General features: G+C 54.2%; 19 protein-coding genes. 7 read left to right on the top strand and 12 right to left on the bottom strand.

Going from position 1 to position 17,017, the window contains the following annotated elements; genetic code table 11:
- The first annotated feature begins 94 nt into the window (after positions 1-94).
- A complete protein-coding gene (gene rph, locus GSQ70_RS09440) occupies positions 95-811 on the top strand; it encodes a ribonuclease PH (protein ID WP_158782292.1) in 717 nt (238 codons plus the stop codon).
- A 54-nt stretch (positions 812-865) separates the two neighbouring features.
- Positions 866-1,507 carry an orotate phosphoribosyltransferase gene (gene pyrE, locus GSQ70_RS09435; RefSeq protein WP_158782291.1) on the top strand — a complete coding sequence of 214 codons (642 nt, stop codon included), beginning with the start codon at positions 866-868 and terminating at the stop codon, positions 1,505-1,507.
- A gap of 43 nt (positions 1,508-1,550) precedes the next feature.
- Here the strand turns inward: pyrE and slmA are convergent, their stop codons facing one another.
- From slmA to coaBC, 3 genes are all read right to left on the bottom strand, one after another.
- Entirely contained in the window at positions 1,551-2,147 is a 597-nt protein-coding gene (gene slmA, locus GSQ70_RS09430; RefSeq protein ID WP_158782290.1) for a nucleoid occlusion factor SlmA, read from the bottom strand.
- Between the two features lie 118 nt (positions 2,148-2,265).
- Positions 2,266-2,724, bottom strand: a complete 459-nt coding sequence (dut, locus tag GSQ70_RS09425) for a dUTP diphosphatase (RefSeq protein WP_158782289.1) — start codon at positions 2,722-2,724, stop codon at positions 2,266-2,268.
- On the bottom strand, positions 2,702-3,916 hold the full coding sequence (gene coaBC / locus GSQ70_RS09420) for a bifunctional phosphopantothenoylcysteine decarboxylase/phosphopantothenate--cysteine ligase CoaBC (protein WP_158782288.1): 1,215 nt from the start codon (positions 3,914-3,916) through the stop codon (positions 2,702-2,704). The genes dut and coaBC overlap by 23 nt, the downstream gene beginning before the upstream one ends.
- 195 nt (positions 3,917-4,111) lie before the next feature.
- Here coaBC and radC point away from each other — a divergent pair, with 195 nt between their 5' ends.
- The 4 genes from radC (at position 4,112) to mutM (ending at position 6,375) form a co-directional block, all read left to right on the top strand.
- Positions 4,112-4,783: a DNA repair protein RadC gene (gene radC / locus GSQ70_RS09415; protein WP_158782287.1), complete on the top strand. Its 672-nt coding sequence runs from the start codon at positions 4,112-4,114 to the stop codon at positions 4,781-4,783.
- 282 nt (positions 4,784-5,065) lie between these two features.
- Positions 5,066-5,302 carry a 50S ribosomal protein L28 gene (gene rpmB, locus GSQ70_RS09410; RefSeq protein WP_034888493.1) on the top strand — a complete coding sequence of 79 codons (237 nt, stop codon included), beginning with the start codon at positions 5,066-5,068 and terminating at the stop codon, positions 5,300-5,302.
- A 16-nt stretch (positions 5,303-5,318) separates the two neighbouring features.
- Positions 5,319-5,486: a 50S ribosomal protein L33 gene (rpmG, locus tag GSQ70_RS09405; RefSeq protein ID WP_001051798.1), complete on the top strand. Its 168-nt coding sequence runs from the start codon at positions 5,319-5,321 to the stop codon at positions 5,484-5,486.
- Positions 5,487-5,565: 79 nt separating this feature from the next.
- Positions 5,566-6,375, top strand: coding sequence for a bifunctional DNA-formamidopyrimidine glycosylase/DNA-(apurinic or apyrimidinic site) lyase (gene mutM, locus GSQ70_RS09400; protein WP_158782286.1), 810 nt, complete (start codon positions 5,566-5,568; stop codon positions 6,373-6,375).
- 36 nt (positions 6,376-6,411) lie between these two features.
- On the opposite strand, the gene coaD is transcribed toward mutM, so the two are convergent.
- From coaD to GSQ70_RS09360, 8 genes are all read right to left on the bottom strand, one after another.
- On the bottom strand, positions 6,412-6,888 hold the full coding sequence (gene coaD / locus GSQ70_RS09395) for a pantetheine-phosphate adenylyltransferase (protein WP_158782285.1): 477 nt from the start codon (positions 6,886-6,888) through the stop codon (positions 6,412-6,414).
- Positions 6,885-7,670, bottom strand: coding sequence for a glycosyltransferase family 2 protein (locus GSQ70_RS09390; protein ID WP_158782284.1), 786 nt, complete (start codon positions 7,668-7,670; stop codon positions 6,885-6,887). Before GSQ70_RS09390 ends, coaD begins: the two co-directional genes overlap by 4 nt.
- Positions 7,671-8,945: a lipid IV(A) 3-deoxy-D-manno-octulosonic acid transferase gene (gene waaA / locus GSQ70_RS09385; protein WP_158782283.1), complete on the bottom strand. Its 1,275-nt coding sequence runs from the start codon at positions 8,943-8,945 to the stop codon at positions 7,671-7,673.
- A gap of 103 nt (positions 8,946-9,048) precedes the next feature.
- The gene (locus tag GSQ70_RS09380; RefSeq protein ID WP_158782282.1) at positions 9,049-10,182 is read right to left on the bottom strand and encodes a glycosyltransferase family 4 protein; all 1,134 of its coding nucleotides are present in this window, start codon (positions 10,180-10,182) and stop codon (positions 9,049-9,051) included.
- Positions 10,175-11,260 (bottom strand): putative lipopolysaccharide heptosyltransferase III, encoded by a 1,086-nt coding sequence (gene rfaQ, locus GSQ70_RS09375; RefSeq protein ID WP_158785270.1) that lies wholly within the window; start codon positions 11,258-11,260, stop codon positions 10,175-10,177. Before rfaQ ends, GSQ70_RS09380 begins: the two co-directional genes overlap by 8 nt.
- Positions 11,261-11,325: 65 nt before the next feature.
- Positions 11,326-12,336: a glycosyltransferase gene (locus GSQ70_RS09370; RefSeq protein ID WP_158782281.1), complete on the bottom strand. Its 1,011-nt coding sequence runs from the start codon at positions 12,334-12,336 to the stop codon at positions 11,326-11,328.
- A 2-nt stretch (positions 12,337-12,338) separates the two neighbouring features.
- A complete protein-coding gene (locus tag GSQ70_RS09365; protein ID WP_158782280.1) occupies positions 12,339-13,442 on the bottom strand; it encodes a glycosyltransferase family 9 protein in 1,104 nt (367 codons plus the stop codon).
- A gap of 241 nt (positions 13,443-13,683) precedes the next feature.
- Entirely contained in the window at positions 13,684-14,772 is a 1,089-nt protein-coding gene (locus GSQ70_RS09360; protein ID WP_158785269.1) for a glycosyltransferase, read from the bottom strand.
- 325 nt (positions 14,773-15,097) lie between these two features.
- On the opposite strand from GSQ70_RS09360, the gene GSQ70_RS09355 reads away from it, so the two are divergent.
- Positions 15,098-16,075 (top strand): deacetylase, encoded by a 978-nt coding sequence (locus GSQ70_RS09355; RefSeq protein WP_158782279.1) that lies wholly within the window; start codon positions 15,098-15,100, stop codon positions 16,073-16,075.
- A 20-nt stretch (positions 16,076-16,095) separates the two neighbouring features.
- Here the strand turns inward: GSQ70_RS09355 and GSQ70_RS09350 are convergent, their stop codons facing one another.
- On the bottom strand, positions 16,096-17,013 hold the full coding sequence (locus GSQ70_RS09350) for a glycosyltransferase family 2 protein (protein ID WP_158782278.1): 918 nt from the start codon (positions 17,011-17,013) through the stop codon (positions 16,096-16,098).
- Positions 17,014-17,017: the final 4 nt, after the last annotated feature.

Genomic DNA, 17,017 nt, shown 5'->3' with positions numbered 1-17,017 from the left:
AGAATCACCGCAACCGACAGGCGGTCATAGGCATCCGGCGGTGAAATCCGTATAATGCGCAGCCAATACTGTTTTTACCAGCCGGAGATAAACCATGCGTCCAGCAGGCCGTAGCGCACAACAGGTGCGTCCCGTCACACTGACCCGCCACTACACCAAACATGCTGAAGGTTCAGTCCTGGTTGAATTCGGTGATACCAAAGTGCTGTGCACCGCCACCATTGAAGAGGGCGTGCCACGTTTCCTGAAAGGTCAGGGGCAGGGTTGGGTCACCGCCGAGTACGGCATGTTGCCACGTGCTACCCATAGCCGTAACGCGCGTGAAGCCGCCAAAGGCAAGCAGGGTGGTCGTACGCTGGAGATCCAACGCCTGATCGCCCGTTCGCTGCGTGCCGCGCTGGATTTGAAAGCGCTGGGTGAGTTTACCATCACGCTCGACTGCGATGTGCTGCAAGCGGATGGCGGTACCCGAACCGCCTCCATCACCGGTGCCTGTGTGGCGCTGGCCGATGCGCTGAACCATCTGGTGTCTGTCGGCAAGCTGAAGACCAATCCAATGAAGGGCATGGTTGCCGCGATTTCCGTTGGTATCGTTAACGGCGAAGCATTGTGTGACCTGGAATATGTGGAAGACTCCGCTGCAGAAACTGACATGAACGTGGTGATGACGGAAGATGGCCGCATGATTGAAGTTCAGGGCACGGCAGAGGGTGAACCCTTCAGCCATGATGAACTGCTGAAGCTGCTGGCGCTGGCGCGGGGTGGGATTGAGTCGCTGATTCAGGCGCAGAAAGCAGCATTACAGAACTGATTGTTAAGGCGACCCGAGAGTCGCCTTTTTTTACAATTAAACGAGGAAGAAGACATGAAAGCCTGGCAGCGCCAATTTATTGAATTCGCCATCAACAAGCAGGTGCTGAAATTTGGTGAGTTCACGCTGAAATCAGGGCGCAAAAGCCCTTATTTCTTCAACGCGGGTCTGTTTAACTCCGGTCGCGATCTGGCGCTCCTCGGGCGTTTTTACGCTCAGGCGCTGGTTGATTCGGGCATTGATTTCGACCTGGTGTTTGGTCCGGCTTACAAGGGTATCCCGATTGCCACTACCACCGCAGTTGCGCTGGCCGATCATCATGACCGCGACGTGCCTTATTGCTTTAACCGTAAAGAAGCGAAAGACCACGGCGAAGGTGGTTTGCTGGTAGGCAGCCCGCTGCAGGGCCGCATCATGCTGGTGGACGATGTGATCACTGCCGGAACGGCTATCCGTGAATCAATGGAAATCATCGCTGCTAACAAGGCAACGCTGGCAGGCGTACTGATCTCTCTCGATCGTCAGGAACGCGGACGTGGTCAGGCGTCTGCAATTCAGGAAGTGGAGCGGGATTACGGCTGCAAGGTGATTTCAATTATCACCCTGAACGAGCTGATTGCTTATCTGGAAGAGAAGCCCGAACTGGCAGACCACCTGGCCTCTGTTCGTGCTTACCGCAAAGAGTACGGTATCTGATGTGCTGCGGGCCAGTTTTCACTGGCCCACTTTCATTGTGCTGTCAGACCAGCTGGGTGGCCAGTAGTGGCCAGCGGGTGTCGAAATCCACCGTTGGACGATAGCGGAAACCAGAACGAACAAAGCGGGACAGCATCCCTTCACAAAACGCCAGCAGCTGACTTGCCAGCAGCGTTTCATCTGTCCTGAAGCCCTCCCCGTCACGCATTTTCTGCTCGCGCAGCACCTGACGAAGTTGAACCTCAATGCGTTCAAACAGCTGATTAATCCGTCCCTGCAAGCGATCCTGCTCAAACATCAGCGCATGACCGGTCAGAATTCGCGTTAAACCTGGATTACGCTCACCAAAGCCCAGGATTAACTGGATGATCAGACGAAGACGCGGCAGGGTTTCTTTCTCGTCTTTCAAAATCAGATTGATGCGCGTAATCAGGCTGTCTTCAATAAACTCGATCAGGCTGTCAAACATCCGGGTTTTGCTGGGAAAGTGCCGGTAAAGTGCCGCTTCCGAGACCCCAACGTTTGCCGCCAGCTTGGCGGTGGTGATCCGCTGGCTGCCATCGCTGGATTCCAGCATCTGTGCCAGAGCCTGCAATATTTCCTCGCGACGGTTCCTTTTCGCACTCTTTTTTTCTGCCATGTCCTGAAAGACCCCTGAAATATCACCTTGAACGGGCAATTGCCCACGCAACGTCCGTGAGCGAAATACTCACGGCGGAAATAGGAATTGGTAAATCGTCCCGGAGGGAGGCCGATTGCTACTGACGGCCTGAGTGACCGAAGCCACCTTCACCGCGATCGCTGGTGTCGAAATCGTTCACCAGATTAAATTCGGCCTGCACTACCGGCACAAAAACCATCTGGGCGATGCGCTCGCCGGGTTCAATGATGAACGCAGTCTGGCCGCGGTTCCAGACGGAAACCATCAGTTGTCCCTGATAGTCGGAATCAATCAAGCCCACCAGGTTGCCCAGAACCACGCCGTGCTTATGCCCCAGACCAGAGCGGGGAAGGATCACTGCTGCCAGCTGCGGGTCGCCGATGTGGATAGCCAGACCGGTTGGCACCAGTGTGGTGACGCCCGGTGCCAGATCGATGGCTTCATCGAGGCAGGCGCGCAGGTCAAGACCCGCAGAACCTGAAGTAGCGTAGGTGGGCAGAGGAAATTCTTTGCCCACGCGCGGGTCTAAAATCTTAACGTCGATTTTTTTCATCATAACGGCTGACTATCTCGTCTGTTAACTGTTGGCCAAGGAGCGACTTATCGCTGAGCGGTAAGACCTTATCTCCCTCCTGCCAAAAAAGATGCAGGGCATTGCTGTCACTGTTGAAGCCTTGCCCGGCTTTCGAAACATCGTTGGCGCAGATCAAATCCAGATTCTTTCGCACCCTTTTTTGTTGGGCGTATTCTTCCACATTCTGGGTTTCTGCCGCAAATCCCACCACGTAGGGGCGGCTCTCCTGCATCGCTGCTACGTTGGCCACGATGTCGGGGTTTTTTACCATCCGCAGGGTAATTTCATCACCCTGTTTTTTAATTTTTTCCGCAGAAACTTCCGCAGCGCGATAATCAGCAACGGCTGCGGTACCGATAAATATGTGCTGACGATGCGCATCAGCCATCACTGCCTGCTGCATTTCTGCCGCGGTGATGACATCTATACGCTTGACCCAGGCAGGGGTTGGCAGCGCCACCGGACCGGCAATCAGCGTCACATTCGCGCCCCGTTTTGCCGCCGCCGCCGCAATGGCGAAGCCCATCTTACCTGAGCTGTGGTTGGTAATGAACCGTACCGGATCAAGCGCTTCGCGGGTTGGACCGGCGGTAATCATAATGTTGAGATGTTTCAGGTCGTTGACGGGGGAAGCCCAGCAGACCGCCTCATCCACGATCGCCAAAGGATCCAGCATCCGGCCCGGACCGACATCGCCGCAGGCCTGGCTGCCGCTGTCAGGCCCCCAGATCATCACGTTGCGCTCTGCCAGTACCTGCAGATTGTGCTGAGTGACAGACGCACGATACATCTGCTGGTTCATTGCCGGAACCACAGCAATGGGGGCCGGTGTGGCAAGGCAAACAGTGGTCACCAGATCGTTAGCCATCCCCGCAGTGACGCGGGCAATCAGGTCTGCAGTGGCCGGGGCGAGGATCACCAGATCGGCCCATTTGCCCAGCTCAATATGACCCATTGCCGCTTCAGCAGCCGGATCCAGAAGGTCATCAGACACCGGATAACCCGATACGGCCTGCAGGCTCAGAGGTGTGATAAAAGCTTTTGCGGCTTCGGTCATGACCACCCGTACTTCAGCCCCCCGGTCGCGCAGGCGTCTGACCAGCTCAGGCGCTTTATAAGCTGCAATACCGCCGCTTACGCCTAAAACAATGTGTTTACCGGTTAATCCTGTCATACTGCTATCCGCCCCGTAGAATCAGACTGACGCACATACTGGCGTCACAATTCCGCTATTTTACCACATTCCCGCCTCTCCACCTTTTAGCACAATGTTGCCTTTGCGATGCCGATCGGGAAGCGGACTAAAACAGATGGAAAACTACTGTATATAATGCCATGCTTTTCGGGGCCGGAAAAGGAGTGCAAACAAATGGAAGAACAATGGCTGACAATCCCGCCACGAGAAAAGCTGCTGCAAAAAGGGGCGAGGGTACTGACGGACGAGGAGTTGCTGGCGATATTTTTACGCACGGGAGCGAAAGGCGTGCACGTGATGACGCTGGCCGCACAGCTGATCGAGCAATTTGGTTCGTTGTATCAACTGATGACAGCGGGCGAAACCGCGTTTAAACCTATCAAAGGAATGGGGGTTGCCAAATACGCGCAGCTGAATGCAATCGCGGAGCTGGGGCGACGCTTCTTTACCTGCAACGAGGTGCTGGAGCATCAGTGTGTGGAGAGTGTTGCGGATATGCTCAGTTTTTTAAGAAGCACGCTGGCGCATCGGGAGAGGGAGATCTTTATGGTGGTTTTCCTCGATAACCAGCACCAGATGCTTCACCACTGTGAGATGTTTGCCGGAACAATCAATAGCGTGGAAGTCCACCCGCGTGAAATTGTGCGTGAAGCGTTGAAGCATAATGCCGCTGCGCTAATCCTGGCGCATAATCATCCTTCCGGGCTTTCCCGGCCCAGCAAAGCAGATAAAGAGATCACCAGACAAATTATCGCGGCCTGCCAGCTGATGAAAATCCGCGTACTCGACCATCTGGTGATCGGACATGGCGAATATGTTTCGTTTGCCGAGCGGGGATGGCTCTGAAGGCGTAATTGTCTGACCGCAAGCCGGTTTCCGCTAATACACGGGGCGTTTTACTGTTCAAATGGAGCAATTTTGCACGATCCAAAGGGATCTTTATCTGTTCGGGACTTGAGCACCAGCGGCGCAGGGCGTATACTACGCCACCTTTGAGAATCTCGGGTTTGGCGTTTGGGCCTGCTCAGCGGGTTCACATAGAACTCGCCTGGATGGGCTACGAGCCTGACGAGGCGGCCAAAACCTTATTTTTAAAGCTCGAGCTGATTTGATTTTTGGAGAATAGACATGTCACGAGTCTGCCAAGTAACTGGCAAGCGTCCGGTAACGGGTAATAACCGTTCCCACGCAATGAACGCGACGAAACGCCGTTTCCTGCCGAACCTGCACTCTCACCGTTTTTGGGTTGAGAGCGAAAAGCGCTTCGTTACACTGCGCGTCACTGCCAAAGGCATGCGCGTAATTGATAAAAAGGGTATTGAGACGGTTCTGGCCGATCTGCGTACCCGCGGTGAGAAGTACTAAGGTAAGGAACTGAAACATGGCTAAAGGTATTCGTGAGAAGATCAAGCTGGTTTCTTCTGCTGGTACAGGTCACTTCTATACCACCACGAAGAACAAACGTACTAAGCCGGAAAAACTGGAACTGAAGAAATTCGATCCAGTTGTCCGCCAGCACGTGATCTATAAAGAAGCTAAAATCAAGTAATTGATTTTGGTGGATGAAAAACCTCGCTTCGGCGGGGTTTTTTCTTTTGTGGGCAAGTAAAACAGCAGGAGGCAGCTGAGTGCCAGAATTACCAGAGGTTGAAACCAGCCGGCGTGGGATTGAACCACATCTTGTCGGGGCCACTATTCTGCATGCGATTGTCCGCAACGGCCGCCTGCGCTGGCCGGTATCCCATGAAATCCACAGCCTGAGCGACCAGCCGGTGCTCAGCGTGCAGCGTCGCGCAAAATACCTGCTGCTGGAGCTGCCCGAAGGCTGGATCATTATTCATCTGGGGATGTCCGGCAGCCTGCGGATCCTGCCGGAAGAGCTGCCTCCTGACAAACATGACCACGTTGATCTGGTGATGAGCAACGGCAAAGTACTGCGTTATACCGATCCGCGCCGCTTTGGTGCCTGGCTGTGGAGCAGCGACCTTGCCGCCAGTAACGTACTGGCCCACCTGGGGCCTGAACCGCTCAGCGAGGCGTTCAGTGCGGACTATCTGTTTGAGAAGTCGCGTGGCAAGCGCACACCGGTGAAACCCTGGCTGATGGATAACAAACTGGTGGTCGGTGTGGGTAACATTTATGCCAGCGAATCGCTCTTTGCCGCCGGGATCCATCCCGATCGTATGGCGATGACGCTGAGCCATGAAGAAGGCGCGTTGCTGGTCAACACCATCAAGGCGGTTCTGCTGCGCTCAATTGAACAGGGTGGCACTACCCTGAAAGATTTTTTGCAGACGGACGGAAAACCGGGCTATTTTGCACAGGAATTGCAGGTGTATGGCCGTGCAGGTGAACCCTGTCGGGTATGCAATACGCCGATTGAGAGTGCCAGACACGCTCAGCGCAGCACCTTCTTCTGCCCAAATTGCCAGAAGTAACTTTTCAGGTGGCCGCGTGCCACCTGGGGATGAACGTTACAGCTTTGCCTGTAGCGCAGTGAAGACCGGTGCGGGTAAAAAGTCGCTGACATCACCCTGGTGGCGCGCCACTTCCTTCACCAGCGAGGAAGAGATAAATGAATACTTTTCCGACGGCATCAGAAATACGCTCTCAAGCGTGGGGAGCAGATGCCGGTTCATGTGCGCCAGCTGCATCTCATATTCGAAGTCAGATACTGCGCGCAGGCCACGCACCAGCACGTTTGCCTGCTGGTCGCGGGCAAAATTCGCCATTAAATCACTGAATCCCACCACTTCCACATTGGGCAGATGGGTCACGACCTGGCGGGCCAGCGCCACGCGCTCATCCAGCGAGAACATCGGCTTTTTGCCGGGACTGGCGGCGATAGCCAGTACAATCTGGTCGAACATCACTGCGGCGCGGGTGACAATGTCCAGGTGACCGTTAGTCATCGGATCGAAGGTTCCGGGATAAATCGCTTTGGTGCTCATAGGCCGCCCTTGCTGGAAGCGTGAGAGGAGTGATTCAGCGCCCAGAGCGCCGTATACTTGTTAAACGTGTACTGTGCGTTCACCACCGCCAGCAGCCAGCCCTGTTTGCCATCGAGAAAACCGGCGCGCAGGATCAGCGTTTTGAAAAATGCGCCGAGCGTGTGGCTAAACACCGAGAAGAAATTGCAGCGTTTCCCCTGATGATAGCGCTGTTTTGCCCAGGCTTCCGCATAGGCAAACTGTTTCCACTGGAAAGCGGAGAAGTCACGGCAGGTCAGATGCAGCAGGTCTCCTTTCAGCGCAGTGACCCCAGAACCGTTGGTTTCAAGTGATTCATGCACCTGGTGATCGTTATAGCTGAAATGGCGGGGATAGAGACGGGTCACCCGATCGGGATACCAGCCGCTGTGGCGCATAAAGCGACCCAGAAACAGGTTGCGGCGGCCAAGGCTGTAAACTTTATCTGCAGGAGGTTGTTCCAGCACTGCTTCGATGGCGTTTCTCAGCTGCGGCGTGACGCGCTCGTCGGTATCGATCATCAAAATCATCGGGTGACTGGCGTAACTCTGTGCCAGCTGACGCTGTTTACCGTAGCCGTGCCACTCTGTGGAGTGATACACCTTTGCGCCGTGGCGGGCCGCGATTTGAGGCGTCCCATCACTGCTGCCCGAGTCCAGCAGGATAATCTCATCAGCCCAGCTGACGGACTCAAGACATTCCGGCAGCAGGTCGGCTGCGTCTCTGGCAATCAGCACCACTGACAGAGGTTGGCGTGAAGACATTTAGTGATTCCGCTGTGGCAGATAGGGTTCGAGTAACTGTAGCAGACGCTGCAGCGCGCCCTGGTTCTGGTGCAGTACATCCACGGCATGACGGCCATAGTACAGCCGGTAATCTTCGTCCGTCACCAAGGTGCCGATCTCTTTATCCAGCGAACTGGCATCGGTGACGGTAATCAGTCCGTCGGCCTGCTGCAGTTTGGCGCAGATGTCTTTGAAGTTGAAGGTATGCGGTCCCATCAGTACCGGAATGGCGTGGGCCGCCGCTTCCAGTGGGTTATGACCGCCACGCTCAACCAGGCTGCCGCCAACAAACGCCAGGTCGGCAATGCCGTACAGCAGCATCAGCTCGCCCATCGTATCGCCAATCACCACCTGGGTGCTGCCGGACGGGATCTCGCCGCTGCTGCGCAGGATAAAGCTGAATCCAGCTTTTTGCGCCATTTCACGGGCGGTAGAGAAACGCTCCGGATGACGGGGGACCAGAATCAGCAGCAGGTTCGGGAAACGCGCCAGCAGTTTGCGGTGCGCATCCAGAATAATGCTCTCTTCCCCTTCGTGGGTACTGGTGGCAATCCATACCGGGCGGCGCGGTGCCCACTGGCGTCGCAACGTTATGGCACGGGCGGCCAGTTCCGGAGTGACGGAAATATCAAATTTCAGGCTGCCGGTAACTGCCAGTTGGGGACGCTTCAGCCCCAGGCTGATGAAACGTTCACCGTCTTCAGCATTCTGCGCCGCTATCAGGGTAATCTGCTGCAGCAACCGCTGCATAAATTTACCGAGCTTTTTGTAACCTCTGGCTGACCGTTCTGACAGGCGTGCATTGGCAATCACCAGCGGAATTTTGCGCGCGTGCAGCAGAGCAATCATATTTGGCCACAGCTCGGTTTCCATAATGATCACCAGGCGGGGATTGACGTTGTCCAGGAAGCGGTTCATAGAGCCAGGCAGATCGTACGGCAGATAGACGTGATGCACATCTTTGCCAAAGGCCGAGGCGGCCCGTTCGGAACCCGTTGGCGTCATCGTGGTGACGGTGATCGGCATTGAAGGGTAGCGGTGGCGCAAAGCCCGGACCAGCGGAACCGCAGCCAGCGTCTCACCAACCGAAACAGAGTGCAGCAGGATACCGTCCGGCTTTACTTTGCCTGCGCAGTAGCCATAGCGTTCCGCCCAGCGTTTACGGTAGGCAGGGGCTTTACGGCCTCGCAGCCAGAGCCGAAGCCAGATCAGGGGCTGAATGAGGTACAGCAGGACGGTATAAAGTGTTGTCATCACAGTCTTTAAAAAAGTGCGGAGAGACTCGCGCCAGAGAATGCCGAAAAAGAGAAACAATACGGCATGTTAGCAGATAAGTCTTCCCCGCTCACACTACTTATCAGGGCTGCTGTAACACTTGTTGATACAGCGCATGGAGTTGGCCTGCCAGCTGCTGCGGCGAATACGGCAGGATGCGTTCGCGGGCGGCATTGCCCATCCGACTGTCCAGGGTTCTCAGTGGAATGGCGGTTACGGCAGCTGTCAGGGAAGCGGTGTCCAGAGCATCGCAGACGAAGCCCTGTTTGCCATCAACAATGAACTCGGCTCCTCCGCAGGTAAAGCTGGTGATCACGGGCAGGCCACAGGCCATCGCTTCAAGGATTACGTTAGGAAATGGATCATACAGCGTCGGCAGAATCAGACCGTCGGCGGCATGATAAAACGGGATGACGTTGTTTTGCACGCCGCAGAAATGCACGCGGTTTTCACATCCCAGGCGACGGGCCAGACTGGCGTACTGTGACTGCTGCTTATCCTGCCCAACCACCAACAGATGCGCATCGGTGGCGGCCAGCGCTGAAATGCTGGCTTTCAGCCCCTTGCGCTCAAAGCCGGAACCCACGTAGATAAAGACTTTGGCCTTTGCAGGCAGTTGCAGCTTTTCGCGCGACTGTTGCCGTTGTTCCGCCGTGGCTGGCGTAAAGCGCTGCGAGTCGATGGCGTTATAAATGACGGCGAACTTCTCTTCCGGAACCTGGAAGCATCGCATGATGTCGTTTTTTACCATCAGCGAGTTACAGATGATTTTTTTCAGCGCAGGCGAGCGAAACATCTGCTCTTCCGCTGCCATTACGTAGCGGTGATAGCCGCTGAAGCGGGTTAACATGCGCTGGAAAGGGGAGATCACACGTGCCCGCTGCTGCAGCCAGACGCGATGCACGCCGTCTCCGGCACGGAAAATGTCACAGCCGGCAATGCGCTCGTGGCTCTGCACGATATCGAACTTTTCACGTTCCCAGCAGTGGCGTGCAGCAACGGCAAAGCCACGCTCACGGGAGATGCGGCCCCACTTTTTGGGGTTACAGATATGCAGATGCCAGTCCGGCTTCGGTTCGCCCTGCCAGCTGCGGGTGATGATATTCAGCTGCAGGCTGTCATCATCCAGCGCCTCCAGCGCCCGAGAGATAAAGCGCTCAGCGCCGCCATCAGGCCGGTATTTCTGCCGCACAATCGCCAGGCGAACTTTACTCATCCAGATATTTCCTTGCGGCATTCACCACCTTGTCCAGCGGGATCGCCGAAAGATAGCGGGTTTCAGTTTTGGTGTCGATGCTGTCCGGAGACGGTAAAGGCGCATAATCCCCCGCCCAGATAACCTGATTATTCTCTCCCCATGGTCGCCACTGTTTCAGTTTGGTCGGGCCAAACAATGCGATACAGGGCGTATTCAGCGCGGCGGCCATATGCATCGGAGCAGAGTCCACGCCGATAAACAGGCGGGCGTGGTCAATCAGCGCGGCCAGCTGAGGCAGCGTCAACTGACCGGCCAGGGAAATCGCCTGTGGGTTATGGCTGAGTGAAAGAATATTATCGATCATTGCCTGCTCTTTCTTATCAGGCGCGGCTGTCAGGATAATATCGCAACCGTAACCGGCGAGCGCATCGATCAGCCCGGCGACCCTGTCATCCTCCCAGCATTTAAACACCCAGCGAGAGGTTGGCTGGATAACGATATAAGACTTTGGCAAAGTTTGCCGTTTTGCCAGCGCGGCCTGCGTCTGCTGCCAGTCACTGTCACTGTAATGCATTGAAGCCGGGAAGCCGCTGTCAGGAATATTCAAGGGCCTGAGAGCCGCCAGATTTTGCTCAACCGTGTGCAGTTCGCTGTGATCTCTGGTGGAAACCCGGTGAGTATGGGCATGTCGCCACAGGGCGTTCTGTCGTTTGAGAAAATCAAAGCCGATTCTGATTTTCGCTCCGGAAAGCCCGGTGAGAATTGCACTGCGCCACTGGTCAGCCAGGTTAATCACCAGGTCATAATGCTGACCGCGGATGGCGCGCAGCAGTGCCACTTCATGGCGGATATGCTGCCAGCTTCCTTCTTTTTTCCAGTTGCGATCGATAACGTGCAGATGGCGAATGGCCGGATGCGCCTGCAGCATCGGACGGGTCTCTTTATACAGGAGTACGTCGATGCTGGCCGCGGGATACTGCTCACGCAGGGCGTTAATCACCGGTGTGGTCAGCAGCATATCACCATGATGACGCAGCTTGATCAGCAGGATGTTTTGCGGCGCAAACGTGGCGGGGATCGATTGAGGAGAGGCCATGCTCATTGGATCTCAAAGTGAAGTGGACCGATTGTAAGGGAAACCCCTTTTCGGGGAAAGGCCGCTTAGCGGCATGACTTCCTTCGCCACCGCCAGATACGACTCAGCCAGAGCAACAACTGATACCACTGACGGGCACCGCGCGCGTTGCGCAGCATTCTGCCGGGGGTTTTTGTTGCAAACATATCGGCAATCATTGCCTGGCGTGCTTCCTCATACGGCTCGCGGCGGATGGAGTGGCAAACCGTTAATGCCTCTTTCGTCACCTGACGGTATAGCGCTGCGGGAATATTAACTTTATGGCGGTAGCGCTGATTGATCTCATCCAGCATTCGGGCGATTTTCAGGTAATGACGCTGATATTCTGCATTGCGCATGCCGGTGCGCTTCTGATTACTGATTGACTGGTCATGAACATAGTAGCGATAAAGTATCTCTTCGGTGTAGCGCACCCGCCGGGCATTAAGCATCAGCTCGGTGGTCCACGGAATATCCTGATGATGTAAACCTGGCTCAAACAACAGGTTGAGTTGTTCAATCAGTGCCCGGCGGTAAATTCCCAGCCAGACCACGTGCAAATAGCGGTTGCTCGACAGCGCCTTACCCAGCCATTCTGCTCCGCTCAGCACGCCCGTTGATTGCAAACGGTCGATGGGGATCAGCGGTTTGGCATCTTTTCTCCCCCAGAACACCCGTTCAGCGTTGCATTGGGCTACGTCGAGATCGTCTTTGACCGCCATGTCGATCAGCTTGCTGTACATCTCCGGTGAAAGGGTGTCATCAGCGTCAGGGAAGGTGACGTAGCGCCCGCGCGCAACGGCAAGACCAGCGTTACGCGCCCGGGAAACACCGCCATTCGGCTGATCGATAACCTGAACATGGTCATACTGCGCAGCATAGCGATGAGCCATTTCTGCCGATTCATCAGTGGAGCCGTCGTTAACGATGATGATTTCAACAGATTGCAGCGTCTGCGCCAGTGCTGACCCGATAAAGGCCTGGAAACTTTTTCCGGCGTTGTACATCGGGACAATCACGCTCAGCTGGGGGGCGGAGGCTTCAGAATGCGGCTTCATACTCAGGATAGTATCTTCTTCTCTGCAACAAATTGCGGGCTGCGCACGCAAATAAAGTGATGGATGTCATCCAGTTTGCGCTGATCAAGGGCGAACAGTTGCTCAGCCGGATGATGAAATTTATATAACGCCTGGAACACATAAGACGTCGGGGCGATATGATCCGGGCCTATCAGCAGGACATCACCCAGTGGGCGTTGTTCTTCGACGCAGCAAGGGCCGTAAATTAAAATAGTCGGCACATTCTGTGAATCAGCGATATAAACGTTCCCCGAGTCAGACGCCACATAAAAATCCATCTGGCTGATGGCGCTGGGCAGTCCTTCCAGAGACACTTTGCCAATCATGTTCACAAGGTTATCGCGTTCACCGACCACTTTATTGAGCTCAATAAGGTGAGTAAGTTCATTTGGGGAACCAAAAACATAAAATAAGCAGGGCAGATCGCTGAGCCGATCGAAAAACGTCTTCCAGATTGCCGGTGGGATCGTTTTGGCCTGATTTCCGGCTGAGATACTGAGGCCGATTTTAATCCGGTCAGTTCTGAACAGTTCTTCAGGCGAGTTTTCAGGCTGCAGCAATGGATACGTAGCGTGCTTGGGATAACTCTCTTTGGTCAGTGACCGGTCGGCCAGCCTGAGATAGTTTTCCAGCGTCAGCGTGTTTCTTTTGTGCTCAACAATACCTGTTGCCGTGAGGTAGAAAATACCCTGATATCCTCTCCTTCGGTACATCGACAGGAACTGCTTATTGTCAGCGTTACAGCAGGCTGCATAAAACAGATTAATGTTGTTAGGGTGCAGCAGATAAACATTTTCATACCGGTTCATCAGCTTAAAAGCGAGCTTAAGCTTGGTCACCAGGCTGGTTTTGTAATCTTCCACATAGAAGATCTCTTCAAGCATCGCGTCGTGCTTTGCTAACGGCGCAACGGCGCGGCTCAGCAGGGCATCGCTGTGCTTAAGGTGGGCCAGCAAAGGGGTTATATTGATGAAATCACCGATCTTTGCCGTCTGGATCACCAGATTGCGCTTCTGCTTTTTACGTCCCAGCTTCATCAGCAGCTTAACCGGCAGCAGAAGCAGGAATATCAACACATAATTCACGCTCTTTTCTCCCTGAGCGAAGTTGTCAATCCATTGCCACGATCTGAACCGGTTGGCATAGGTACTCTGCAAATAGTTGTCACTGAGCTCTGATATCCGTTCCTGTTTATGAGCGTTATCATGGGCTAAAACCTTAAATGATGAAGAAAGAAAAGTGCGCTCTGCACCCCAATCCGAAACGATGAGTGAGGCTTCCGGGCTATCTTAATCATCTTTATTGACGGAATGTGCCGGGAAAACGTTAACTTTCATTAATTAAATCAATATATTGTTGGCATATCGCCTCAATACTGTAAGCCTTGAGGTCGAGTTCCTCCACGGCAGTAGGATGTTGCCAGACATCCCGCATGGTGGCCGCCAGCGAGTCTTCATCCATGCCTGCAAGGCCGCGAGCCAGGTCGCCGGTCATAATGCTGGTTGGGCCGCCCGGACAGCGGGTACTGACGACCGGCGTATGGCAAATCAGAGCTTCAACCAGCACGTTTCCAAATCCTTCACTGTCGGAGCTGACAATCAGCTGTTTTGCATTGCGGATCCAGGGATAAGGATTGCTGGTAAAACCCTCAAAGAAAACTCTGTCGACGATCCCCAACTCCTTCGCCAGCCCTTTCAGGGTGGCGGTGGCCTCAGGGCTCCCCTGGCCTATCAGGACCAGCGGCGCGGTCAGGCCGCTTTTCGCGTAGGCGCGAAGCAGGCGATCGTGGCGTTTTGTCTGATGGAAGCGGCCGACGTGGATCAGGTAATCCTGACCGGCCATTTTACAAGGCTTCATCGACTGACTGAGGATGGCATCAACATCAAAAGGATTGAAAATGACGGCTTCCCGGGCCGGTTGAACCTGGAAGGTTTGCTTAAGATCCTCCAGCACGTACTCTGATACAGCCAACACGTTACGGTTCTGGTAGACCTTGCGGGTTTTCGTTTTCTTCAGCCACAGTGAAAAGCCCTTCCTGTGTGCCAGATAAGAAGCTGAAAAGACGCCGTGCAGGCAGTACCAGGTTTTCTCCGGTTGAAGGCAGGGACAACGGCTGACGATGCGGTCGGTTTTATGCAGATGAGAAACCACCAGATCAAAAGAGCCAGCTTCTTCTTCTGTCGTCGCTATCGCCCGATCGAGTAAAGCCGCTCGCCTGTTCAGTTCAGTCAGTTTTCGCCAGGGCGATCGGCAGCGATCCTGAATGACCTGATAATGCAAACCAGCCGGGATGGGGTATTCGCACACCGCACGCAGTGAAAACAGCGAGACCCGATGCCCACGCTCAATCAGCCCTTTCGCCAGTGTTAGCACGACTTTCTCCGCGCCACCGCCGGGCAGGCCATCAATGATCATCAAAATACGCTTGGACAATTTTTTATCCTTAAACAGAGAAAGTCTGCTGAGAGAAGATGCTCCTTCCTCTCTGCCGCATAAAGAGTGCTTACCTTTTTATTATCGATTCAGGCAATCCCTCTGCCTTCGCCCGGTACACCTGTGGTATTGAGCAGGTGCGGCTGTTGAACGCGGTCAACATAATCTATTGAGGTTATCTTAGAAAAATAAAAAAGATAGCGCTACCGCGAATCGGGCATTGTCCCTGAGTGTCAGCAAATCTTTTTGCGTCACCGGGGACAGCTGCGTAACATACCGGCAGGGTCATAACGGAGCCGCATGTGGCATGAACACACCAGCATTTTTAATCACTATTGATACCGAAGGTGATAACCTTTGGCGCAACCGTTCAGGGAATGTGACGACCGAAAACTCGGCATTTCTCTCCCGTTTCCAGCAACTTTGCGAAAAGTACGCCTTTAAACCCACCTGGCTGACCAACTATGAAATGGCTGTCGATCCGGTTTATATCGATTTTGCCCGCGACGTTATTGCCCGTAATACTGGCGAAGTGGGAATGCACCTGCATGCCTGGAACAGCCCTCCGGACTATCAACTGACCGAAAATGACTGGCAGTTCCAGCCCTATCTGATTGAGTATCCGCGTGAGGAAATACGCAAAAAAGTGGCGTATATGACTCAGCTGCTGGAAGAGACGTTTAAAACAAAAATGGTGAGCCATCGGGCCGGACGCTGGGCATTTGATGAATATTATGCACAGTTGCTGATCGAATTCGGTTATCAGGTTGACTGTTCGGTCACGCCGGGGGTGAACTGGCAATATTCTCCCGGAGCACCGCAGGGCAAAGGTGGAACAAACTACACTCGTTTCCCGCGGACTGCCTACTATCTTGATACTGAAGATATTTCCCGCCCAGGCAGCTCTGCGCTGCTGGAAGTGCCGATGAGCATTCAGTACAAACATTCAGGACTGATGAATACTCTCAAACAGGGGTACGACGCGCTTCGCGGCAAAAAGCGCAGCCCTTCCGTTCACTGGCTTCGTCCGACCGGGGGAAATGTTCAACAGATGATCAATGTGGCGGAAAAAACGCTGGCTTCCGGGGCCGACTATGTCGAATTTATGCTGCATTCATCCGAGTTTATGCCTGATGGCAGCCCGACATTTAAAAACGAAGCCGATATCGACAGGCTTTATGACGACCTCGACAGGTTATTCAGCTGGCTACATAACCGGACCCAGGGAATGACGCTGGCGGAGTATGCTGCGATGAAGTCAGAAAAGGGTGTATCTGCCGCATAATCAGCAAAAGCGCGGGGTCTTCAGAGGCCCCGTTTACGCACTGCCAACATCTTCCTTTTGTAACTCACCCTGATTTTTCCGCTAAGCAAAAAACGGCTCAGGCTGACGCGCGCGATTCGCTCTCTGACCTGTTGCCCCTGCGACGTCCCGCGTAGCGAAAGGTGATAGCGATTGGCAATATCAAGCCAGTGACAGGTGATCAGGTGCTCAAATTGTGGTGGCAGTACTTCATCCATATTCTGGGTTGCTGCAATCAGACAGGCGATCTTGTGCTCATCAATAACTGTCGACAGGCTGTGCTCGTGCTTGCGGTAGAGATAAAAACCACTCTGCGTGAACAACGTTTTCTTACTGCGTGTCAGCAGAAGCGGGAACAGCCAGGTATCTTCGTAACAGATGAACTCCGGGAAAGCATGCTGTTGCAGCAACTGTCTGGAGAAGAACTGCCCGATAAAATGAGCCTGATAGTCACGATGTATCAGGAAGCGTTCGATGGCGTCGTTGCGGGCGAGTAATTCAGGCTCAGCGGGTTGCCATTGAAGCTGCGGCGTTTCCTGCCTGACTTCGATAATCTTACTGAGCAGGATATCCGGGGTATGTTTATGCAGTGTATGCAGCCGATCGTGCAAAGCGCCAGGCAGCAGTTGGTCATCACCATCTACCATCAGAATATAGTCCCCTGTGGCCTGCTGAACGGCATGATTACGCACCTTACCTACATTGCGGTAATCGGTGCGTCCTGGGCGAAGCTGGGGGATACGTCGCGCGTAATCATCAATGATTGCCTGAGTAGTGTCCGTAGAGGCGTCGTTAATCACCACAATTTCTGCTCGTGACAGCGACTCACCCAATGAGGCGACTATGCTTTCTAAAGTTCCGGCAAGATAATCGCCGCAGTTATGTGCAGCAATCAGGATGCTCAGGCTGGGTGTTTTCATCTGC

It is taken from the genome of Pantoea sp. BAV 3049, from assembly GCF_009765445.1.
Taxonomy (GTDB): domain Bacteria; phylum Pseudomonadota; class Gammaproteobacteria; order Enterobacterales; family Enterobacteriaceae; genus Erwinia.
The sequence above is the reverse complement of the archived record's forward strand: the minus strand, read 5'-3'. Positions and strand labels throughout refer to the sequence as shown.